Annotated in this window: 20 protein-coding genes; 15 read left to right on the top strand and 5 right to left on the bottom strand. The window is 55.1% G+C overall.

Annotated elements, in window-relative coordinates:
* Window positions 1-125: 125 nt before the first annotated feature.
* A complete protein-coding gene (locus AC5Q5A_RS08135; RefSeq protein WP_493894924.1) occupies window positions 126-1,175 on the top strand; it encodes a flagellin N-terminal helical domain-containing protein in 1,050 nt (349 codons plus the stop codon).
* Between the two features lie 40 nt (window positions 1,176-1,215).
* Here AC5Q5A_RS08135 and AC5Q5A_RS08130 read toward each other — a convergent pair whose 3' ends face one another.
* Entirely contained in the window at window positions 1,216-1,731 is a 516-nt protein-coding gene (locus AC5Q5A_RS08130; protein WP_008890070.1) for an SH3 domain-containing protein, read from the bottom strand.
* 200 nt (window positions 1,732-1,931) lie between these two features.
* On the opposite strand from AC5Q5A_RS08130, the gene AC5Q5A_RS08125 reads away from it, so the two are divergent.
* The 7 genes from AC5Q5A_RS08125 to AC5Q5A_RS08095 all read left to right on the top strand — a co-directional run bounded on the left by AC5Q5A_RS08125 (window position 1,932) and on the right by AC5Q5A_RS08095 (window position 7,685).
* The gene (locus tag AC5Q5A_RS08125) at window positions 1,932-2,918 is read left to right on the top strand and encodes a 2-hydroxyacid dehydrogenase (RefSeq protein ID WP_008890071.1); all 987 of its coding nucleotides are present in this window, start codon (window positions 1,932-1,934) and stop codon (window positions 2,916-2,918) included.
* A gap of 149 nt (window positions 2,919-3,067) precedes the next feature.
* Window positions 3,068-3,457, top strand: coding sequence for a hypothetical protein (locus tag AC5Q5A_RS08120; protein ID WP_493894923.1), 390 nt, complete (start codon window positions 3,068-3,070; stop codon window positions 3,455-3,457).
* Between the two features lie 147 nt (window positions 3,458-3,604).
* Complete coding sequence (locus AC5Q5A_RS08115) at window positions 3,605-4,291, top strand: fumarylacetoacetate hydrolase family protein (RefSeq protein ID WP_493894922.1); 687 nt, start codon at window positions 3,605-3,607, stop codon at window positions 4,289-4,291.
* 60 nt (window positions 4,292-4,351) lie between these two features.
* Window positions 4,352-5,149 carry an exodeoxyribonuclease III gene (gene xth / locus AC5Q5A_RS08110; RefSeq protein ID WP_493894921.1) on the top strand — a complete coding sequence of 266 codons (798 nt, stop codon included), beginning with the start codon at window positions 4,352-4,354 and terminating at the stop codon, window positions 5,147-5,149.
* Between the two features lie 194 nt (window positions 5,150-5,343).
* The gene (locus tag AC5Q5A_RS08105; protein ID WP_493894920.1) at window positions 5,344-6,177 is read left to right on the top strand and encodes a hypothetical protein; all 834 of its coding nucleotides are present in this window, start codon (window positions 5,344-5,346) and stop codon (window positions 6,175-6,177) included.
* Window positions 6,178-6,608: 431 nt separating this feature from the next.
* Window positions 6,609-7,457, top strand: a complete 849-nt coding sequence (locus AC5Q5A_RS08100; RefSeq protein WP_475353212.1) for an OmpA family protein — start codon at window positions 6,609-6,611, stop codon at window positions 7,455-7,457.
* Between the two features lie 30 nt (window positions 7,458-7,487).
* Complete coding sequence (locus AC5Q5A_RS08095) at window positions 7,488-7,685, top strand: YqaE/Pmp3 family membrane protein (protein WP_008890077.1); 198 nt, start codon at window positions 7,488-7,490, stop codon at window positions 7,683-7,685.
* 104 nt (window positions 7,686-7,789) lie between these two features.
* Here the strand turns inward: AC5Q5A_RS08095 and AC5Q5A_RS08090 are convergent, their stop codons facing one another.
* The 3 genes from AC5Q5A_RS08090 to htpG form a co-directional block, all read right to left on the bottom strand.
* The gene (locus AC5Q5A_RS08090; protein WP_008890078.1) at window positions 7,790-8,020 is read right to left on the bottom strand and encodes a hypothetical protein; all 231 of its coding nucleotides are present in this window, start codon (window positions 8,018-8,020) and stop codon (window positions 7,790-7,792) included.
* 3 nt (window positions 8,021-8,023) lie between these two features.
* Window positions 8,024-9,358 (bottom strand): deoxyguanosinetriphosphate triphosphohydrolase, encoded by a 1,335-nt coding sequence (locus AC5Q5A_RS08085; RefSeq protein WP_493894919.1) that lies wholly within the window; start codon window positions 9,356-9,358, stop codon window positions 8,024-8,026.
* A gap of 156 nt (window positions 9,359-9,514) precedes the next feature.
* The gene (gene htpG, locus AC5Q5A_RS08080) at window positions 9,515-11,395 is read right to left on the bottom strand and encodes a molecular chaperone HtpG (RefSeq protein ID WP_493894918.1); all 1,881 of its coding nucleotides are present in this window, start codon (window positions 11,393-11,395) and stop codon (window positions 9,515-9,517) included.
* Window positions 11,396-11,681: 286 nt separating this feature from the next.
* On the opposite strand from htpG, the gene AC5Q5A_RS08075 reads away from it, so the two are divergent.
* A complete protein-coding gene (locus AC5Q5A_RS08075; protein WP_008890082.1) occupies window positions 11,682-12,008 on the top strand; it encodes an HPF/RaiA family ribosome-associated protein in 327 nt (108 codons plus the stop codon).
* A gap of 193 nt (window positions 12,009-12,201) precedes the next feature.
* On the opposite strand, the gene AC5Q5A_RS08070 is transcribed toward AC5Q5A_RS08075, so the two are convergent.
* Window positions 12,202-12,789 carry an NADPH-dependent FMN reductase gene (locus AC5Q5A_RS08070; protein WP_493894917.1) on the bottom strand — a complete coding sequence of 196 codons (588 nt, stop codon included), beginning with the start codon at window positions 12,787-12,789 and terminating at the stop codon, window positions 12,202-12,204.
* A 114-nt stretch (window positions 12,790-12,903) separates the two neighbouring features.
* Here AC5Q5A_RS08070 and soxR point away from each other — a divergent pair, with 114 nt between their 5' ends.
* The 6 genes from soxR (at window position 12,904) to AC5Q5A_RS08040 (ending at window position 22,390) form a co-directional block, all read left to right on the top strand.
* Window positions 12,904-13,365, top strand: a complete 462-nt coding sequence (soxR, locus tag AC5Q5A_RS08065; RefSeq protein ID WP_008890084.1) for a redox-sensitive transcriptional activator SoxR — start codon at window positions 12,904-12,906, stop codon at window positions 13,363-13,365.
* 157 nt (window positions 13,366-13,522) lie between these two features.
* Window positions 13,523-16,456, top strand: a complete 2,934-nt coding sequence (locus AC5Q5A_RS08060; protein ID WP_493894916.1) for a helicase-related protein — start codon at window positions 13,523-13,525, stop codon at window positions 16,454-16,456.
* A gap of 112 nt (window positions 16,457-16,568) precedes the next feature.
* Complete coding sequence (locus AC5Q5A_RS08055; RefSeq protein WP_120225835.1) at window positions 16,569-16,976, top strand: RNA-binding S4 domain-containing protein; 408 nt, start codon at window positions 16,569-16,571, stop codon at window positions 16,974-16,976.
* A 199-nt stretch (window positions 16,977-17,175) separates the two neighbouring features.
* A complete protein-coding gene (locus tag AC5Q5A_RS08050; protein ID WP_493894915.1) occupies window positions 17,176-18,897 on the top strand; it encodes a peptidase domain-containing ABC transporter in 1,722 nt (573 codons plus the stop codon).
* Entirely contained in the window at window positions 18,894-21,038 is a 2,145-nt protein-coding gene (locus tag AC5Q5A_RS08045) for a peptidase domain-containing ABC transporter (protein ID WP_493894914.1), read from the top strand. The genes AC5Q5A_RS08050 and AC5Q5A_RS08045 overlap by 4 nt, the downstream gene beginning before the upstream one ends.
* Window positions 21,035-22,390, top strand: coding sequence for an HlyD family type I secretion periplasmic adaptor subunit (locus tag AC5Q5A_RS08040; protein WP_064782440.1), 1,356 nt, complete (start codon window positions 21,035-21,037; stop codon window positions 22,388-22,390). Before AC5Q5A_RS08045 ends, AC5Q5A_RS08040 begins: the two co-directional genes overlap by 4 nt.
* The last annotated feature ends 83 nt before the right edge of the window (window positions 22,391-22,473 follow it).

Here is a 22,473-nt window from a genome sequence, read left to right as displayed (position 1 = left end):
TATACTATCAGTTGGTATTTCCGCCGGACACCAGGATGGTCAGGTTGGCAAGGGATTGAAAATGCGCAGTCCCTTTGCCCGTGCAGCACGTAGTTGTTTTGCCGGCTTGTTTGAGCGGAAAAACAATGGAACCACTGGCCAGTCAGTTGCCGATTTATACCAGTACTGCGCGTGCAATTGCCCCGCAGAACCGGTTGATTGCGTCTGAAAGCAGCCAGTTCTCCGCCAACAATCAAAACACAAACCGCAATACCGACCCGCTTCGCAGCGCAGGTTCTGCCAATGCGCAACTAAACCGGTCTTTGGGCAGTGCGGGTGAACTTCTTGGCCAGGCATCAAGCGATCTTTCGCGGATTGGCGATGCGCTTGACGAAATTGACGCGCTTGTCACGGTCGCGGAAGAAAACAGCGATCTGTCCACACAGCAACGCGCACAGTTAAACGCACAGATCGAAGATTATCTGACCCGGATCGACGACATTGCGGCCAATAGCAATTTTGAGGGCCGCGATCTTCTGGCATCGGATCAGACGATTACGTTGCAGGTTGGCAGCGGTACATCATCAGACAATCGTATTGATGTGACGTTGTCGGCGTCGAGTTCCGAAGATCTGGCGACTGGCCTTTCGGCGATAAATGTTTCGGACAGCACGGGCGTTTCCAATGCGCGTGCGCTGGTGGACGAGGCGCAGCAAGCGCTTCGTGAGCGCGAGATTTCCGTTTCTGCTGATCAGGGAAGTTTGCGAACAGCGCAGGACCAGAACCGCGTTTCGCAGGTTGCGGGTGAAAACATTGTCCAGGCGCAACTGGCGGCATCGGCACCATCTGGTCGCGAGGATGCGCAGGCAAACATTTCGCAAAATCTGCAGGCCTATCTTGGCGATATTTCCGCACAGCTTGCCAACCAGACCGTCGCGGTGGGTGGTATTGCCTTGCCAGAACCACGCCCTGATCCTGTGCCCGAACAGGAAGAAGATCCGTTCTTCGATCCGACCGCCGAAGATGACGATCCGAGCCAATCACAAGACTTCCTCGGTCAATCTGTTCCAGACAGCGGAACAACGCAGCCTGTGGCAAACACCGGATTTGGTGGATATGACAGCGGTGGCAACGGAACATCGGGCGGCGGTGGTAGTTCGGACCGTCCGGCCAATCGGGTTTCTGTCGAAGCGTGAGCCTGATCGGAGTTTCCGAAAGGGTCAGCAGGAAGGCGTTTTATCCTTCGACATTCTCGCCTTCGTAGATACCCCAGAACCCGTGGCGGGGCGCCCAGCCTTCGAAATCACCAAACCGCAACTGACACCAATCGACCGTCGCCGGGCAGTCTTCGATGCGGCCAATCACACTTGCCGAGACCAGCGCAATCTTGCGGGCATTCTTGTCGGCGGCGGAATAGAGCGTGATGTTTTCATCGGTTACGATGACGTGGCGCGACCCGATCAGAAGGCTTTGATGAACCCAGCCTTCGCTGCCTTCCCAGTCACGCACCTTGCGCCAGGTGTCGAATTCCGACACCACTTCCATCGGCATATTGCGACGATGATAAATCCAGACTTTCGGATATCGCAGGCCGGGGCCAGAGCGTAAAAATACCTTGTCAGAGCGCAGCGCGACAAATCGCGGGATCGGCAGGCCCGATTCCTGTGCGCTGGCCACGATCGGAGCGGTCAGACTGCCAAGAATCGCCAAGGCCATGAAGCGATACAGAAATTTGCGCAAAACCTGCGGCATCTTGTTGGTATTCCTTCATTTATTCCATTTGCGCGGGTTTTGTAATAATTCGCTGTTGCGAAATAAAATTACAAAAAGTGCGTCAAAATTCTTGCTTTTGTACCTTTCGGCATGGCATCACTGCACTGCGGCAGGGCACAAAAATGCACCATGCCTTATTTTGTCTGAAAAAGAGTTAAAAGACCGCATAGGATCGGCACATGACCAAGAAAAAACCGCTTGTCGTCGTGACCCGGAAACTGCCGGAAGCGATTGAAACCCGCATGATGGAACTGTTTGACGCGCGTCTGAACATCGATGATGCGCCGATGAGCAAGCAGGAACTGATTGATGCGGTCAAGGAAGCCGATGTGCTGGTGCCAACCGTCACCGACAAGATCGATGCGGCGGTTCTGGCCCATGCGGGCCCCAATCTGCGTCTGATTGCCAATTTCGGCACCGGTGTCGATCATGTCGATCTGCAAACTGCCCGTTCGCGTGGCATTACGGTCACCAATACACCCGATGTCCTGACCGAGGATACCGCGGATATGACCATGGCGCTGATCCTGTCGGTATCGCGCCGCCTGGCAGAGGGCGAGCGCCTTATTCGCAAGGGCGAATGGGCGGGCTGGGGCCCGACGCTTATGCTCGGTCATCGCATCTGGGGTAAACGTCTTGGCATTGTTGGCATGGGCCGTATCGGCCGTGCACTGGCACGCCGGGCGAAGGGTTTTGGTTTGTCGGTGCATTACCATAACCGCCGTCGCGTACATCCCGATATCGAAGAAGAACTGGATGCGACCTATTGGGAAAGCCTTGATCAGATGCTGGCCCATGTCGACGTAATCTCGGTCAACTGCCCGCATACGCCTGCGACTTATCATTTGCTGTCGGCGCGTCGCCTTAAACTGATGCAACCGCATGCCATTCTGGTCAACACCGCACGCGGCGAAATCGTTGATGAACCGGCCCTGACCCGGATGCTGGCCGATGGTGAAATCGCCGGTGCCGGACTGGACGTGTTTGAGCACGAACCGGCGGTGAACCCGAAATTGCTTGAACTGCAAAACGCGGTTCTGTTGCCGCATATGGGATCGGCCACCATTGAGGGCCGTGTTGACATGGGCGAGAAGGTCCTGATCAATATCAAGACGTTTGTCGACGGTCACACACCACCAGATCGCGTGATCGAAGGATTGCTCTGATCCGCTTTCCATAATGATTTCAAAGGGGTGATGGCGCGTATATCACCCCTTTTTTCATACACTCCCCATATGTGGATGGTGTGATGTGGCCGTTACCGGCATTTTCCCGGCATTAAACCAAACCGGTTTCAATTTCGGGATGTGTACAAATGGTAAGACGGCCAAAAACGCTTGTTGCTGATCTGGGTGTCGCGACCCCGGCAAATGATGATGTCGCGGCCGGGCTTGCAACACGCGAAGTCGTCTTGCACGGGCCATGCGTGGTATCCGGCATCCAAAGCCGTCACGCCGAAGAGATTGTCTTTGTGCGTTCCGGAACCGTCCTGGTCAGTGATGGCGACGGGAATGTATATGAAGGCCAAGACGGCTGCATTTCGATCCTTCAGGGGCAGCGTTACCATCTTCATGTCAATGCGAGCCAAATCGCCAAACTTTTGATCCTTGCTGTGCCGTCTGTTCAGGATCCGGAACAGTTTTCTGCCTTGCAGATCGCCAAGACCAGAGTTCGCGATATGATCCTGCGCGAGAAGCTTAAGTGACCTGTAAGCCCCTACCTGAGGGTGCGATGATCCTTTCTCCTGACAATTCCTGACAGCAGATACGTGCCAATGCGCATTGGGCGTTTCTTTCTGATCCGTGCTTGTTTATGACTGTTGCATATCACGCATAAACAACACGGGGTCATCATGAGTTTGATCTTTGACGCGCCTGCACCGACGACCATTCCGGTTCAGGGCACCGACGACGTTTTCCCGGTAAATCGCATTTTCTGCATCGGCAAGAACTACGCCGAACATGTCCGCGAAATGGGTTCCGATCCTTCCGACACCCCGCCTTGTGTCTTTATGAAGCCTACGGACTGCCTTGTGGTCGGAAATGGTGATTTGTCCTATCCGTCGGGCACGGAAGATCTGCATTACGAGGGCGAGCTGGTGGCTGCGCTTTCCAAGGGGGGCAAGGATCTGGACCGCGCCGCCGTTGAAGATGCAATTTTTGGCTATGCCGCCGGTCTTGATATGACGCGTCGCGATGTTCAGGCCGGTCTCAAGGACCGTCGCCTGCCATGGGATATGGCAAAATCCTTTGATGGCTGTGCGGCCATTTCCGCCATCAAGCCCAAGGCCGATGCCGGCAATCCGCATGCAACCAACCTGAAATTGTCGGTCAATGGTGATGTGCGCCAGAACGACACCACGGCCAAAATGATCTGGCCGGTGGTGGATGCATTGGTGCATCTTTCGACCCTGATCGAACTGAAACCGGGCGATCTTCTGTTTACCGGAACGCCCGAAGGCGTTGGCCAGGTTGTCCGTGGTGATCGCATGGATCTGGTGATTGCGGATGTCGCGGAACTGTCTGTGACCTTGAAATAGACCATTGGGGGGATCGTGGGGCAGGGGCCCATCCTCAATCGAGCAAAAACGGAGCCCGTTTTGAAAATCGTAAGCTGGAATATCAATTCCGTCCGACTGCGTATTGAACAGGTCATCAAGTTTCTGAATGATCATCAGCCTGATGTGCTGTGCTTGCAGGAACTGAAATGCCCCGATGAGCATTTCCCGCATGATGCCTTTGAGGCGGCTGGTTATGTTCATCGTCATAATCACGGCATGAAAAGCTATAACGGGGTTGCGATCATATCGCGCCTGCCGTTTGTCGAAACCGACATCAAGCATTTCTGTGGCAAGGAAGATCGCCGTCATTGCATGGCAAAGTTCGAAAATGGTGTCGAACTTCATAACTTCTATATCCCGGCTGGCGGGGATGAACCCGATCCGGCAATCAATGAAAAGTTTGCCCACAAGCTTTCCTTCATTGATGAAATGACCAACTGGTGGGGGGAGCGTCGCGCAACCGATCCCAACCGCAAGGCTGTTCTGGTTGGTGATTTCAACATTGCGCCGTCGGAAAATGATGTCTGGTCGCACAAGCAGCTTCTGCGCGTGGTCAGTCACACGCCGGTAGAGGTTGAAATCCTTGAGAAATTCCGCCAATCGGGCGATTTCATCGATGCTGTTCGCGAAGTGGTTCCCGAGCCCGAAAAATTGTTTAGCTGGTGGAGCTATCGCGCACGCGACTGGCGGGCAAGCAACAAGGGCCGTCGTTTGGACCATGTCTGGATGACGCCAAACATGGCTGGAACGGTGCGCACGGCATCGGTCTATGACATTGCCCGGGATTGGGAAAAACCATCAGACCACGCACCCGTTGTGGTGGAATTCAATCTCTGAATACTCAGATTAGCCGAGATTTCAAAACAGCGGATCAGGGAAGCCTAATCCGCTGTTTTGTCATGTGAAATAACTTGATTGTCTGGCCGATCAGCGCAACTCTTCTGGTTGAACGAAACCGGATGCGTCCCCATTTGCACCCTAAGGGTTGAATTTCGCGTATTTTCGGTGAGGCACTACGCAGGAAACGGGCAATGAAAAAGATACTGATTGGTCTGGCCGTGATCATTGTTTTGGTCGTCGGGGCCCTCGTCTATGTTTACGTCAATCTTGATAACATCGTGAAATCCACCATCGAAGAGGCTGGCACGCGTGTGACCCTGGCCGATGTCGCGGTTGACGGTGTGTCGATCGAGCCGACGCAAAATACCGCGGCGATCAACGGGCTTGTGGTCGGCAATCCCGACGGGTTCAACTCCGATTATGCTTTCTCGCTTGGCAATATCTCGGTCCGTCTTGATGGTTCGACCCTGACCAGTGACACGATCCGTATCATCGAAGTGGTGGTTGATCAGCCAAGTGTCATTTACGAGCTGGGCAATGGCAGTTCAAACATCGCAACCATCCAGCGCAACGTCGAAGCCTTTGTCCAACGTGTTTCCGGTCCGACCGGGGCGGGTGGGGCTGATGGTGCCGCATCTGGCGACGATGCCGCGGGCGGAACCAAAATCATTATCGACAATGTCTATGTCCGCAACGGTGATGTTGGCGTTTCGGCAGACTTCCTGCAGGGCAAGAAACTGTCTGCCAGCCTGCCGGAAATTCATCTGACCGATGTGGGCAAGGAGGAGGGCGGCGCGACCCCGGCCCAGGTTGCCGGTGAAATCCTGACGGCGATCAACACCGCTGTCTTCAGGGCGGTTTCAAGCTTGAATGTTGATGGCCTGTTGCAGGGCGTCGGTGACCTTGGCAAAGGTGTCGTCGGTGCCATTGGTGGCGCTGCAAGTGGCGGTGGCACCAAACTGAAAGAAGGTGCCGATGCGCTTGGTGGTGCGGTCAAGGGACTGTTTGGCGGTTCCTCGGACTAGGTCATCGTATGATCGTCTCGATCTGATGTGATGTTCGGCCCGATGGATTTGTTTTTGATCCATCGGGCCGCTGTGTTTTTGCGATAGCGTGATCAAATCGATGAGGCAGGCCGCGTGACCGGATGTCTGTCGATTGTGAATTTTCTCTATCCCACTGCTTTTTTTCATGAATTTGACTTCTATATATCTTGGGTTAGGGATAGTTATATCCATAATCTGTGTTGTCTTGGGGCTTCGACCACGGACGTGAGGTGGGTCGAAATTCGGGGTCAGGTCTGTTGATCTGATTATGACAAGAACGGCATGGAACAGGACGGGCCACAAGGCCCGCCATATGACCTGACAAGACATTGGGAAAAATGTCGGCAGGGTCGAAAAAAATAGAATGGGATTGGGATCCCGATAGTCGGTCAGATCAAGGAGTAACACCGATGAGAGCCAAACTGCTTGCCGTTGTATCCGCCGCCGCCTTTCTGAGCGCGTGCGCGAACATGAACATTCCCGGAGTGCGCGATATGGCCGACGAAGGATCGGCTTTTGACGCAGCTCTTCACCAGAATTATGCAGACCTTGCCCAGGCAGAATATGATGAGGCTGACTGGGCTGATGCACGTTATTTCACCAACCGTTCGAAGACTGCGGCGATGGGCATGGACTCCGGTCCGCAGGCAATTGCCGAACGTAACCTGCCCGAAGGGTCCGGGGCCGAGGTTGAAGTCGCCCGTTCTGACCTGATGGCGGCCCTTGAGGCCGGTGGTCGTGAAAAAGCTGCCAGTGCTGCCGCACGCGCACAGAGCAGCTTTGATTGCTGGTTGCAGGAACTCGAAGAAAACATCCAGCAGGAAGACATTGATAACTGTCGTTCGGCATTCTATCAGGCATTGGCCATCGTACAGGCCGAACTTGATACCGGCCCGGCCCCGATGGCAGCGATGCCGATGCCGGTTCCGATGAATGTCTATTTCGGGTTCGACAGTGCCGCCATTGATAGCAAGGCGATGTCTGTTGTGAACGGTATTGTCGAGGCCTATGGCAAATATGATCCGAAAATGATCAGCCTTGTTGCCTATGCTGACCGTGCCGGTGATGCGATGTATAACGACATCCTTGCCAAATCGCGCGTTGATGCGGTGGTCAAGGCATTGCGTGATGCCGGCGTCCCGGCAAGCAAACTTGCAATCAGCATCAGCGGTGAAGCCAATGTACCGGTTTCGACTGCTGACGGCGTGCCCGAACAGGGCAACCGCGTTGTGACGGTTACTTTCGAAGACGGCATGTAAGCACGTCGAACTAAAAAGGGGATTTCATCCATGCGTCTATTGATTGCACTTCTTCTGCCCTGGTTGCTTTTCTTTACCATCGGGCGTCCGATTGCCGGTGTTATCTGCCTGATCTTGCAGATCACGCTGATTGGTTGGGTTCCGGCAGCAATTTGGGCCGTTTACGCGCTCAGCCAGTATAACACCGACAAGAAAATCAGCAGCGCCATGGGTGGCGGTCAGGAATGATTGAAGCCGTTTGCCAAATGGCAAACAGCAACGATCCCGACATCAGAAGGCAGGCTTTCGAGCCTGCCTTTTTCTTTATCTGACTAGAATACCGGGCGGGTGTCCTAGTGCAGTTTACGGCGCACCCCGCCGATAAACCGGCCAATCAGCCGGGAAATGATAAACCGGGTCAGAAAAAACGTCACCGCACTGGCAACAGACGGCCAATACCACGCCTGTATTTCCGGACGCGTGCTTTGATCAACCAATCCATAGATGATCGCGGCAAGTGCGCCGGCGGCAAAAAACGCCGTTCTGCGTCGATAGCGGGCGATAAAAGGACCGAGGAGCCACATCGCCTAGTGCTGTCCGCCGCCGATGTCACGTGCAAGGCGGGCGGCAAAATCGTCGGTCATGCCTGATACATAATCGAGAATGACCAGGTAAAGATCATAAAGCGACGCCCCGATGGGCATGGCATCATTGCCGATCAGTTCGCGGACCCGTCCGGTTCGATAGGAAATGTCGGCTTCTGATTGTGCATGATGCACATCAAGGGCGGTTTTGCAGAATGTCTCGAGCAAGGTTTCAAGATGGGCAAAGGCGCCGACCTCGATCTGGACCTTGCGGCGGTTGAGAATGATCTGCTTTTCGGAGAATGACTTGGCCTGCGCGATCAGATCATTGAATGGCCCCTTGGCACATGCCAGAAGATCTCCCTTCCATTCACCCGCCAGAAGCGCCTCTTCGTTGGCGACAAAGGCATCAACCAGTGCATCAAGAACACCGGCAATGATTTTACCCCGAAGGAAGGAAATCTTGCGGCTGACATTGGGTTCACGGTTGTACTCGGCCGGCAGGTCATCAGAGATGCAGGGCAGCAGCATCTTTTCAAGAATATCGAAATCGACAAGTTCCAGTTCAACGCCGTCCTCGATATCGATCAGGGCATAACAAACATCATCAGCAGCCTCGACCAGATAGACCAGCGGGTGACGGCAAAAGGCCTGATCGCCGGTGCGGATCAACCCGGTGGCATCAGCCACTTCTTCAAGAAGCCCGAATTCCTTTTGGAAGGCGCCGAATTTCTTCTTTTGCGGAAAAGGACTTCCGGCGGCTGACCACGGGTATTTCAAAAAACTGGCCAGTGTCGCATAGGTCAGGCGCATGCCGCCGTCATACAGACCGGTCCGTTTGTTTGTCAGAAGGCGGAAACCCTGGGCATTGCCCTCATATGTTGTCAGATCGGCAAACTGTGCCTCTGTCAGACCTTCGGTGAATTTCGGGTTTGCGTCGACAAACCATTGGCGGATGGCATATTCCCCGGCATGACCAAAGGGCGGGTTGCCGATATCATGGCAAAGTGCGGCTGCCTGCACGATGGCGGCCATATGGTCGGGCTCAATCGCGTCGGGCAGGCTGCCCTTTTCATGCAGTCGGTTTCCAACCATCAACCCCAAAGACCGGGCAACACAGGATACTTCCAGACTGTGGGTCAGACGGGTGTGGACATTGTCATTTTCTGGCAGCGGATGAACTTGCGTTTTGCGCTGCAAGCGGCGAAAGGCCGCCGAAAAAATGATCCGGTCATAATCCTTGTGAAAATCGGACCGGCCAAATGTACCCACACTGGAATGACGCGACCCAAGCCGAGCTGGAGATAGCAATTGCTGCCAGTTCATCATCGCTGTCATCGTATTTCGCACCTTCCGGTCGGACTTCAGTTCTTGGATATCTGGGAAGTTTATGCCGGGTTTTGGTAAATAAGCATTTTAAATTCTGCACAAAACCAAAAGAAAACGGCGCATTTGATGACGCGCCGTTTTGCAAAGATCGGGCCTGTGGGGCGATTAAGCGCCCAGACCTTTTTCCATTACAAGATCAAGGCGACGGGCAAAGCTGACCGGATCGGACAGGGCTTCGCCTTCGAGGATGCGGGCCTGATCAAGCAACAGCAGGGCTGCGTCATGAAGGATCGGGGCCTTGGCATCCTTGGTCGCAATGTCAGACAGCTTTTTGATCAGGCTGTGCTTCGGATTGATTTCAAGGATACGCGGGCTGATTTCATCCACACGGTTGTGCTGTTTCATCAGTCGTTCCATGCGCAGATCCATACCCATTTCATCGGCAATCAGACAGCAGGCCGAACTGGTCAGGCGATCTGATTCCCGAACGTCCTTTACCCCGGTGCCAAGGGCAACCTTGATCGCGGCAATCAGGGCACTGACCGATGCCTCATTTGCGGCATCATCTTTTTTCTCGTCCTTCGCGTCATCCTTGTCATCTGACTTGATGTCGTTCAAGTCCGCACCGCCACGGGTGACAGATTTGAAGTCTTTGCCATCAAACTGGCCGACAGACGGCATCCAGAATTCATCAACCGGATCGGTCAGAAGCAGGACTTCGATCCCCTTGGCAGCAAAGCCTTCAAGTTGCGGACTGCGTTTAAGGGCGTCGATATCCTCGCCACTGATGTAATAGATCGCCTTCTGGCCGTCCTTCATCCGTTCGACATAGTCGGCAAGTGTGGTCCAGCCATCGCCATGGGTCGAGCGGAACCGGGCGAGTTTGAGGATACGATCACGGTTGGTCTGATCTTCGTACAAACCTTCCTTGACGACCGAGCCGAAGTTTTCCCAGAAGGTTTCGTACCCTTCCGCGTCTTTCTTGGCCGCGGTTTCAAGTTCGGACAGGACCTTTTTGGTCAGGCCGTTCTTGATCTTGGTCAGAAGCGGATGGTCCTGCAACATCTCGCGCGAGACGTTAAGCGGCAGGTCCTGGCTATCGACCACGCCAGATACGAAACGCAGCCACGGCGGCAGCAATTCGTTTGCACCTTCGGTGATGAAGACCTTGCGGACATACAGCTTCAGATGGCCTTTGCGCTGCGGATCATAAAGATCGAACGGGCGCATGGTCGGCAGGTAAAGCAACCCGGTATATTCAATCGCACCTTCGGCCTGATAGTGGATGGTTTTCCACGGATCATCAAACGCGTGCGAGGTGTGCTTGTAGAATTCCTTGTATTGTTCTTCGGTGATCTCGCTTTTCGGGCGGGTCCAAAGGGCGGAGGCCTCGTTCAGCGTTTCATCACCGTCGCCCTTCATCAGGACCACCGGAATTCCGATATGGTCGGAATAGGTTTTGACGATATGACGCAGACGATGTTCGTCTGTGAATTCCTTGTTGTCGTCGGTCAGATGCAGGGTGATCTGCGTGCCGCGGCCTTCCATTTCGGCCTCGGCAATGGTGTATTCGCCCTTGCCGTCAGATGACCATTTCCATGCCTGATCATCGCCGGCCTTGCGGCTGACGACTTCGACCTTATTGGCGACCATAAAGGCGGAATAGAAACCGACCCCGAACTGACCAATCAGGTCGACATCCTTGGCGTTTTCGGATTTCGATACGGCATCAAGGAACTTCGCGGTGCCGGAATTGGCAATGGTGCCCAGGTTTTCGACCAGATCTTCCTTGTTCATCCCGATCCCGTTATCGGCAATCGTCAGAACATTACGGACATTATCTGTCAGAAGGCGCACCTTGAAATCGGCATCACCAGCGAGCAAATCCGGTTTGGCAATCGCTTCATAGCGCAGCTTGTCGCACGCATCCGAGGCGTTGGAGATCAGCTCGCGCAGGAAGATGTCCTTGTTGGAATAAAGCGAATGGACAACGATATCGAGCAGTCGGCTAACCTCGGCCTCGAACCGCATTTTTTCTTCCGTCATGACCTCTTTTTTCTCCTTTGTTTCAAGCGTCTGTCAGCCTCCTCCGATATTGGCAGAAGGACCGACACCTTAACGGGGTGAACTTTAAACCGAGCTTGATATGCGTCAACGCATCTTGCAGCGCAAGTCTTGTATCCTAAGTATAAATATAGAGGCTTTAATAACAGGGGCGCACGCCACAGTCTGGAAGCGTTCCTGAAAGTTCCCGAGCAGCAAAAGTGCTGGGGTAATCGGCAGGGTGCAACGCCCTGTCTTGCGTCCAAGGCTTTACACAGGAGGCCGTACCATGAAGGTTCCCGTTCAAATCACCTACCGTGATGTTGATCAGTCTGATGCGCTGGACGAGCGCATTCGTTTCAAGGTGCAAAAACTGGAAGAAACCTTCGATCGCATGACCAGTTGTCATGTTGTAGTGGAACGCCCGCAGGCATCTCATAACCATGGAAATCGTTTTGCCGTGCATTTCGGCATCAATGTGCCGGGCAAGGAAATCATGGTGAAGCGCGACAGCGCTGACCATGCCCATGAGGATGTCTATATCGCGCTTAAGAATAGTTTCCAGGCCGCACGTCGGCAGCTCAAGGAATATGCCGACAAGATGCGCAACCACTAAGGTCACTGAATACGGTTGAAAAGGCAGGAGGGGCGACCGGATGGTCGCCCCGCTTTGTCGTGTGGTGGCACGAGGTGGTTGGAAAATGTATCAGCCCGACACCGCCGGGGTTGGGGGATTTGAACAGTGCCGGACTGATACGGGGGGTGAACCGACCCGGGGGAAGTCGCTTCAGCCACGGAGAGGACGCGCGTTATGCAATCGCCTCAAGAGGATGGTGTTTGCTTTGCGGGTAACGCGCATCGCGCAGCGCGGCAGCCCACCATTTGAAATCGGTCATCATGTGATGAAGGGCGTTATTCGTACCTTCGAGGTCGATTGGCCGACCGGTATCATCGAACTTGTTCCAAGCTTGGGCGAAGCTTATGACATCGCGCAGGGTCACCGCATGCAATTCGGCAAAGACAAGACGCAATTGTTCAACGGCGCGCAGGCCACCTGACATTCCGCCATAGGATACAAACCCGACGGGTTTGCGTTTCCATTGCTGCTTGGCGGCATCGATCAGAAGCTTTAGCTCGCCGGTAAAGCTGTGATTGTATTCCGGGGTAACGACGATGAAACCATCGGCCTCAGTCAGGGCAGTATGAAGGTGCGCGACCGCAGGGTGATCAGCGCCAACATGGGCCGCAGGCAGGTTCAAAACAGCGGGATCAATCGTATCAACAGAAAGCTCGTGATCGGATTTTAGGGTTTCAACGACCCAGGTCCCGACCGTGTCGCAAAAGCGACCTTCACGCGCGCTGCCAAAGATGACGGCGATATTAAATGTCTCCTTCACGGCGTTCTCTCCTTGCCAATTTCGCTTCAATGCGTAAGGTTGTAAAACCTCAACTAATGTTAAGGTCAAGCGCGTTTTGGAACTTTTTCAAAGCAGGCAAGGGGAGCAGGGAAAATGGCAGAAAAAGGCGTGTTGCAGCGCTATCTGAGCGTCGGAGAAGTCGCAAGTCGTTGCGGTATTGCCGTTTCGGCGGTGCATTTTTATGAACGCAAAGGTTTGATCAGTTCGATCCGGACTGACGGCAACCAGCGCCGTTTTCATCGCGGCGTATTGCGCAAACTGGCCATCATCAAGGTCGCGCAGAAAACCGGTATTCCACTGTCGGAGATCGGTGCGGCGCTGGATAAACTGCCCCCCAATACCGTGCCGACCATCAAAGACTGGGAAAAGCTTTCATCGCAATGGCGCGATGATTTGAACGAACGCATCGAACAATTGACCCGTTTGCGTGATCAGCTGGGCAAATGCATCGGCTGTGGTTGCCTGTCGATTTCCGCATGCCCGCTATACAACCCCGGAGACACGCTTGGCAGTGATGGCCCGGGGGCCAGATTGCTTGAACTCAAGGAAGAATAGGCGGGTTTGCGTGGTATCAGCGGTTTGGGCCGCGATACGCCAGTTTGACGCGCCTTGCGACGGCAGGCAGAAAGCTTGACATGGTGCTGGTTCGCGTGTTGAAAGGCCCAATGATTGCGATGGCCCGGATCATTGGGCTGTCGATTGGAAAAGTTTGATGCAGATTTCAACCCGAACCGGTCCTCGTATCCTTGCCATATTGGGGCCGACCAACACCGGCAAGACCCATCTCGCCATGGAACGGATGTTGGCACATACGACCGGGATGATCGGGTTCCCGCTCAGACTTCTGGCGCGCGAAAACTATGACCGCGCGGTCGCCAAGGTCGGTAAGGGTGCGGTGGCACTGATCACCGGCGAAGAACGTATTCTTCCGAAAACAGCCCGTTATTTCCTGTGCACGGTCGAAGCCATGCCGGTCGCCAAGCAGGTCGATTTCCTGGCGATTGATGAAATCCAGATGTGTGCGGACCCGGAACGTGGTCATGTCTTTACCGACCGGCTTTTGCATGCGCGCGGACGTCATGAAACCATGTTCATGGGGGCGGAAACCATTCGCCCGGTGATCCGCAAGCTGGTTGATAATGTCGAATTTGATCGCCGGGAGCGGTTTTCGACTCTGACCTATAACGGGGCGAAGAAAATTCAGCGCCTGCCGGCCCAGTCGGCGGTGGTGACGTTTTCAGCCCAGGAAGTTTACGCCGTTGCCGAATTGGTGCGCCGTCAAAAGGGCGGGGCGGCCGTGGTGCTTGGCGCGCTGAGCCCGCGCACGCGTAACGCCCAGGTCGAGATGTTCCAGAATGGCGAGGTCGAACATCTGATTGCGACGGACGCAATCGGGATGGGGTTAAACCTTGATCTCAACCATGTGGCCTTTGCCGCGATGAGCAAGTTTGACGGCAAGTTCAATCGTGGCCTGACCGCGGCTGAAACCGCCCAGATTGCCGGCCGTGCCGGACGTCACATGAATGATGGCACGTTCGGGGTGACCGGAAATCTTTCGGGGATTGATCCCGACATCATCGAGCAGATCGAAGAGCACGAGTTCGAGCCGCTTGCAAAAGTGTTCTGGCGCAATGCGCGGCTTGATTTCCGGACGGTGGATGCGCTCCAGAAATCGCTGCGCCGGCGGTCGGATGACCCGACCCTTATTTTGGCGCGCGAACCGGTTGATGAGATCATGCTCGATCATCTGGCGCGCAACGAGGACGTCGCACGCATCGCAACCGCCCCGGATCGGGTGCAATTATTGTGGGAAATCTGCCAGATTCCCGACTTCAGAAATATCCATACCGATGCCCATCCGAGGCTGCTAACATCTATCTATCGCTATCTTGCGAAACCCGGAAGCAAACTGCCCATTGACTGGTTGGGCGAACAAATCTTGCGTCTGGATCGTTATGATGGTGATATTGACCAGTTGTCATCACGTTTGGCAGGTATTCGCGTCTGGACATATGTATCGCATAAGCATCACTGGCTCGAAGATGCCAATCATTGGCAGGAACGCACGCGGGCCATTGAGGACAAGCTCTCAGATGTGCTACATGAACGCCTGACCCAAAGGTTCGTTGACAGACGGACCTCGGTTTTATTGAAAAGTCTCAAGGACAAGTCTGAACTCATGTCTACCATCACTGCGAATGGTGAAGTACAGGTCGAAGGTGAATTTGTCGGCCGTCTTGACGGATTCCGTTTCATTGCTGATGAAACCGATGCTGCTTTTGAAGGCAAGGCGATTGCCAGTGCCGCACGTCGCGCGTTGACCGGCGAAATCGCCCAACGTGTCAAACAACTTGAAACTGACGAAGACGACAAGTTCGCAGTAAACGGCCAGCTTCAGGTGCTGTGGAACGGTTCGCCGGTTGGTGTGCTGAAAAAAGGTGACACGGTTCTGTCGCCCGAAGTTCAGGTCATCGACAGCGAGTTCTTTGACGGTCCGACCCGCGAACGGGTACGCACCCGTCTGCAGAATTTCATCAATTCCCATATCGAAACGCGCCTTAAAATGCTGACCCGTCTGCGCGACTGTCAACTGTCCGGGCCGATTCGCGGACTTTTGTTCCAGTTGAACGAAGGTCTGGGCTGTGTGCCGCGTTCGGAACTCGAAAGTCTGGTCAAGGACCTGTCGGACGAAGACCGCAAAGCACTCGCCAAGCTTGGCGTGCGTCTGGGTGTTGAAACCGTCCATGTGCTTGATGCGCTCAAACCGGATCCGGTTGAGCTGCGCGGCATTCTTTGGGCGGTTGCACGTGAACTTGATGCCCTTCCGGAACTGCCGCCGGCAGGCCGGACATCGGTCCCCAATGACCGTGCGAATTCCAAGGGCTTCTATCTGGCTGCCGGTTACATGCCGGTTGGCCCGCTTGCTGCGCGTGTTGATATGCTGGAACGTTTTGCCGCCCTTCTGCGTCAGAAGGCGCGTGAAAACGATGGCAAGGTGCGGCCTGATCCTGATCTGCTGTCGCTTCTGGGCTGCACGGTCGAACAGGCCGAAGGTGTGTTTACCGCCCTTGGCTGGCGCGCCGAGGTAACCAAGGTCAAGAAATCCGAACTTGAAGCCAAGGAAGCCGAGAAAAAGGCCGAAGAAGCTGCCAAGGCAGCCAAGCCTGAGGAAGCAAAGCCTGAAGCGGGCAAAGCCGAAGCTGAAACCGCAGAAGGTTCCGAGGCGGCTGCAACCGAAGCCAAGGCTGATGCCCCGGCTGAGGAGCCAGTAGCACCGGCAGAAGCAAAGGCAGAACCGGCAGAGGTTGCTGCGGATGCGTCTGCAGAAGCAACTTCGGAAACGCCGGCGGTTGAAACCGACGCCGATGGCGACGAACTGGTCGAAGTCAAATACTTCGTCCGTGTTGATCGTCGCAAACGCGGTGGCGGACAGAACCGTGGTCAGCGTGGCCCGCGTCAGGAAGCCCGTGGTGGCGGCAAAGGTGGCCCGAAAGGCAAGGGCGGCAATCGTCCGAACCAGGGTGGCAAAGGTGGCCGTGGTGGCAAGCCCGGTGGTGGCCGCAATCAGGCGCCGGAAAAAGCCAACCAGATCAATGAAGATTCGCCGTTTGCCAAGCTTAAGGAAATGCTTGAAGCCAAGGGCTGATCGTTTCAGATATCATGTATCGAGCGGCGACCCTTGTGGGTCGCCGTTCTGCTTTCCAACTGTATAATATCCCGTTTGTACAATATCCGTTGATTTCAGGAAATCGGTGGCCGTGAAGGAACAGGCAGAGAAGCTTCGTATTGATAAATGGCTTTGGCATGCGCGGTTTTACAAAACCAGATCGCTTGCCAGCAAGGCATGCCAAGCCGGGCATATTGTTCTGAATGGTCAGTCGGTTTCCAAGGCCAGCGTCACGGTGGTTGCCGGTGATCGCCTGCAATTCTTTCAGGGGCCGCACCTGCGCGTTGTCGAGGTCGTCGCCCTTGGTGAGCGACGCGGCCCAGCGCCCGAGGCCCAGGCGCTTTATGCCGATCATTCCCCGCCGCGAACACCCAAAAAAGAAGTGGCTTCGGATATCCGTACCGCACCTGTGGCCGAACGCGAAGCAGGGGCAGGGCGCCCGACAAAGGCCGAGCGACGGGCACTGGATCGCTTGCGCGGTGATGGCAGTAATGAATAGTATGTGCTGGTATCGCTAATATGTATCCCATAACTGACCCGTGCCCGTTTACACGGGGTGGAATGGATCACATCAGGTTGTAATCACGTCACGATTTTCTTGCTTTGGCTGGGGCAATCCGGTATGCATCCTATCTGATTGTATATACCCCCTACTTTGGGGTGGTAGGTTTTGTGAAGATCTGGAGCTCGCCTGCGTGATGAGACGTCGGTCTCGATTGAATATCGGTACATTGTCGCACTTGCGCACCGGCCGTTTCGCACTGTTGATCACAGCGTTGGTGATCAACCTGCTGACGCTTGCGCTGCCGATTACCCTTTTGCAGGTCTATGACCGGGTCCTGCCGCACAGTTCCATCCCGACACTGACCCTTTTGATTTTCGGGGTGCTGGGGGCGCTTGTGCTTGAGGCGATCCTGCGTCTTGGCCGTGCTTATATTTCCTCGCTCTCGGCGGCGAAGTTTGAACATTACAGTTCCCAGCAGGCGGTCGGACATTTGCTGTCGGCAAGCTTGACTGACTATGGCAAAACCGCACCGGGTCTTCATCTGCAACGTCTTAACAGCCTGAATATGCTGCGCGACTTCTATTCCGGGCAGGCAATTGGTGCGGTTGTCGATCTGCCGTTCATTGTTTTGTTCCTGGCGCTGATTGCAGTGATTGGCAGTCAATTGGTGCTTGTGCCGCTTGGTATTCTTGCAGCCTTCTTTTTGACAGCAATGTTTCTGGGCCACCAGTTGCGTGGCGCACTTGATGATCGCAGCCAGTCCGATGAACGGCGCTATAACTTCATCATCGAAACCCTGACGGGCATTCACACCATCAAATCGATGGCGATGGAAAACCTGATGATCCGCCGACATGATCAGCTCCAGGCACAATGTTCGGGTGATGACCTACGGGCCGCGCGCTCGGCCCACACAGCGGTCAATGCCAGCGCGACCTTTTCGATGCTGACCATGGTGCTGGTGGCTTCTGTCGGTAGTGTTTTTGTGATTAACGGGACTTTGACGGTCGGTGGGCTTGCTGCCTGCACGATGCTGTCGGGCCGTTCGATCCAGCCGCTTCAGCGTGCCATGACCCTTTGGACGCAATTCCAGAACATTCGTGTTGCGCGCCAAAGGGTCAACGAGCTGTTTGAAATCGAAGAAGAAGACCAGCTTGGGGCGGCGGAAATGCCATTGCTTGATGGCAAGATCGAGTTGCGCAATGTCGCGTTTTCCCACGCGGATGGCAAAAAGATCTTTGAAAACCTTGATCTGGTCGTGGAGCCGGGCGATTCCATCGCCATTACCGGCGACAATGGTACGGGCAAAACAACACTTTTGTGGCTTCTGATGGGGGCCTTGCGCCCGGATCGGGGGGAAGTGCTTTTGGATGGCAAGGACCCGGCGGATTACACCGCCGAATCCACCCGTCGTCAAATCGCCTATCTGCCGCAGCATGGCGTGATGTTCAAAGGCACGATCCTTGAAAACATCACCGGGTTTCGCAAGGAAATCGGTGTCGACCGCGTGATCGAGATTTCGCGGCGTCTGGGGCTTGATGACATCGTCATGCGCATGCCCGAAGGCTATGACACGGAAGTTGGTGGTCAGGCCTCCGAAACCCTGCCGCGCGGCGTAAAACAGCGCATCGCGGTTGCCCGTGCCCTGATTGATTACCCACGCATTGTGCTGTTTGACGAAGCCAACAGTTCGCTTGATATGGCGGGTGACAACATCATGACCAGCCTGATGGTGGAGCTTAAAAAGCACTGCACGCTGGTGATGGTGTCACATCGCCCGTCCCTGATTGCCATGGCCAATAAACAATATCGTCTGATCGACAAGCATCTTGTTCCTGTTTTGCGCCGCACGAATAAAACTGCGGAGACGGCCAAAAATACCGGCACCCGGGCAGCAGCGGGGTCGAAGGCATGATGAAAAAGCTCGAAAACATGGACTATGCGATGAACTATCGGATGGGGCTGGAAAGCACCGATGCGCTGTCCGATTTCGACGCATGTGTCTGGCCGCTGCTTCAGGCGCTGGGCTGGCGCGGATTGCCGCGTCAGGTCGCAGAGGCCCTGCCACATATGGATCAGGCGCTTGATCTGACCGATTTCCGCAATGTCATGGCGCATCTGAACTATCAGTCGCGCGAAATCGACGCGACGCTTGACCTGATCGATGAACGCCTGATGCCGTGCCTGTTTGTCCCGGACGAGGGAACGGCTCTTGTCGTGATCCGGCCCGAAGAAAACGGTGTGCGCGTCTTTGACGGTGGCACGGATCTGGAAATGGTCATCAGGCTGTCGGCCCTTCCGGGCAAGATTTATCAGTTCTCGGCGGCGGATCGTCGTGAACGTTATCTGGAAGATGATAAGCGCGGCTGGTTTGGGGGGATTGCCGACCGGTTTTCGGGGCTGCTTCATCAGTTGTTGGCGATGACGTTTGTTTTGAACATCCTGGCACTGGCAACCCCGATTTTCGTCATGGGCATCTATGACCGGGTCATCGGCACACGGTCGATCCCGATGTTGATCCAGTTTTCCATCGGGATTGGCATCGTCCTGATCCTAAGCTGGGTTTTGCGCACACTTCGCAGTCAGATCGTCAGCCACTTCGGTGCGCGCCTTGATACGCTTGTCAGTGGTGCCATTTTTGAACGCCTGTTGTCCTTGCCGCCGGCCTTTACCGAACGTGCGCCGGTGGGGGTGCAGATTTCGCGTATTCGCGACTTTGAAAGCGTGCGTGAATTCTTTACCGGGCCAATGGCCCTTGTGATCATGGAAATGCCGTTTGTGCCACTGTTCCTGATTGTCATGTTCTATCTTGGCGGCTGGCTGGCATTGATCCCGATTGCATTGATCGGTGCGTTCGCACTGATCGGCATCGTTGCATTTCCGATTGTCGCACGCCGCGTCTCCGAACTTGGTCGTCATGGCGCAAACCGTCAGGAATTCCTGGTCGAGACCGTCGGCAAGATGTCGGCACTGAAATACACCGCATCCGAGCAACGCTGGTTGGCCCGTTTTCGCGATATTTCTGCTGATACGGCTTATTCCGGCTATCGGGTGGCGATGGTCAATAACGTCATCAATACATTGGCCCAGGTTCTGATGATCACGTCCGGCGCGCTTGTGCTTGCCTTTGGCGCGCAGCGGGTGATGGAAGCCCAAATGAGTGTCGGTGCGCTGGTGGCATCGATGATGCTGGCCTGGCGGGTTCTTGGCCCGATCAATCAGGCGTTTCTCGGCATGCCACGGCTGGCGCAGTTGCGCGGCAGTGTGCGCCAGATCAACCGCCTGATGACCATTGCGCCCGAAGGGGACCTTGTCCCGCGCTCGGTCGAGCAGCATCGCTTTGACGGTGCTGTGACATTTTCACGGGTCAGTTTCCGCTACAGTGCGGATTCCGATCCGGCCCTGGTCGGGGTCAATTTCGATATCAAACCGGGCCAGGTGGTTGCCGTGGTCGGTGCGAACGGGGCAGGGAAATCATCGCTGATCAAACTGATTGCCGGGATGTATCAGCCGCAGGCGGGGGCTGTTTTGATTGATGGTGCGGATATCCGCCAGATGGACCCGCAAACCCTGCGTCAGGCAATTTCCTATGTGCCGCAGGATATCGAGTTTTTCCGGGGGTCGATCGCGCAAAACCTGCGTCTGGCCAATCCGGTCGCAACCGATGATGATCTGCGCATGGCCTGCATGGCGGCAGGGATCCTTGATGAAGTCGAGGCACTTCCCAACGGGTTCAAGACCCGTGTTGGCGATCAGCATTCGTCGCGCTTCTCGGCCAGTTTCCTGCAAAGACTTGCGCTGGCGCGTGCGCTTGTGCGTGAAGCGCCGATCATTTTGTTTGATGAGCCTACCAATGGTCTCGACCAGCGGGCCGACCGTGCCTTCCAAAGCACGATCAATCGTCTGCGTGGCGGTTCGACCATTTTCCTGATTACCCATCGACCAAGTCATCTGGATTTGGCGGACCGCATTCTTGTGCTTGAAGGCGGACAGTTGCGCGGCGACGGGCCGCCCGAACGGATCAAGCAGCAAGTGATAGACGGAGGCTACCTATGAGTGAAGCAGCAGTTCAGGATACTGCGATCCAGCGGTTCCGGCGATCCCGGCGCATGGCGCGGTATTTGTCGCATGCGGTCCTGCTTGAAGAAGGCGGGATTTCCGTCTTTGTGCGATCTGCGATGGTGATGCTTTCGGTTGGCTTCCTTGCCTTGATCGCATGGTCTGCAACCACCGAAATCAAGGAAACTGCGATCACATTCGGGCAGGTCATGCCGACAAGTGCGGTCAACAAGATCCAGCATCTTGAAGGCGGCATCATTGAACAGATTATGGTCCGCGACGGTGACCTTGTGGAACAAGGACAGGTTTTGATCCGTCTCAAGGCCGACGGGGCGCAGGCGGAACTGTCCCAGACCGAAACACGGCTTGGCAACTTGCAGCTTGAAGCCGAACGTTACCGCGCCCTGGCCGAGGGCCGCGAACCGGATTTCACCACCCTGATGGTGCAATATCCGGAACTTGCGCAGAACCAGGATGAGATTTATCGCATCCAGACCGAGCTTGATGCCAACCAAAGCGAAATCCTTGAGGTCCAGATCAAGGAACGCAATGCCGAACTGGCCCAACTGAGCGAGCAGGAAGCAACCCTTCGCAAATCGGTTGATCTGCTGAGCCAGGAAGTCACCATGCGCCGGTCGCTCTATGAGCAGGGGCTTAATTCCAAGGTGCTGTTCCTCAATATCCAGCGCGAACTGAACGAAGCCCAAGGCAACCTTTCGGGCGTGATTGCCGAAAAGGCGCGGGCGCGCGAAACCATCGCCGAGGCAAATTTGCGCCTGAACGAGCTTGAAAAAACGCAACGCGAAGAGGCCATTACCGAACTTGGCCGTCTGGGCGGCGAAATTGCTCAGGCCCGCGAAGCGCTGCGCAAACTGCGAGATCGCGTCGACCGGCTTGAAATCATTGCGCCCACTCGCGGCTATATCAAAGGCCTTCAGTTCACCACCATTGGCGGGGTGATTGCGCCTGCACAGGTGGTGATGGAGCTGGTGCCGGTTGATGATGTTTTGATCGCCGAAACCCGCATTTCAACCGAGGATATCGGCCATGTTCACCTTGGCCAGCCGGTCACGGTCAAGGTCAGTGCGTTTGATTTCATCCGCTATGGCGGGATAAACGGTGAATTGGTATCGATATCGGCCTCTACTTTTGTTGATGAGGATGGACGTCCGTATTATAAGGGCAAGGTTGCGCTGGAAGCCGATGCTGTCGGCGAAGGTGCGGCAGCTCAGAAGATCATTCCCGGTATGACGGTTCAGGCCGATATCCAGACCGGGGAGCGGACTCTCCTTCAATATCTGTTGAAGCCGGTCTATGTCTCGCTTGATCAAGCGTTTAGCGAACGCTGAGCAATTATCTGGTCCCGCTGGAAATGGTCCCCATTTCTACTGCCTGGCCGTACATTTCGCTGGTTGTTACCAGCGAATCTATA

It is taken from the genome of Thalassospira sp. CA1 (genome assembly GCF_059052855.1).
This window is presented reverse-complemented; position numbering and strand designations above follow the sequence as displayed.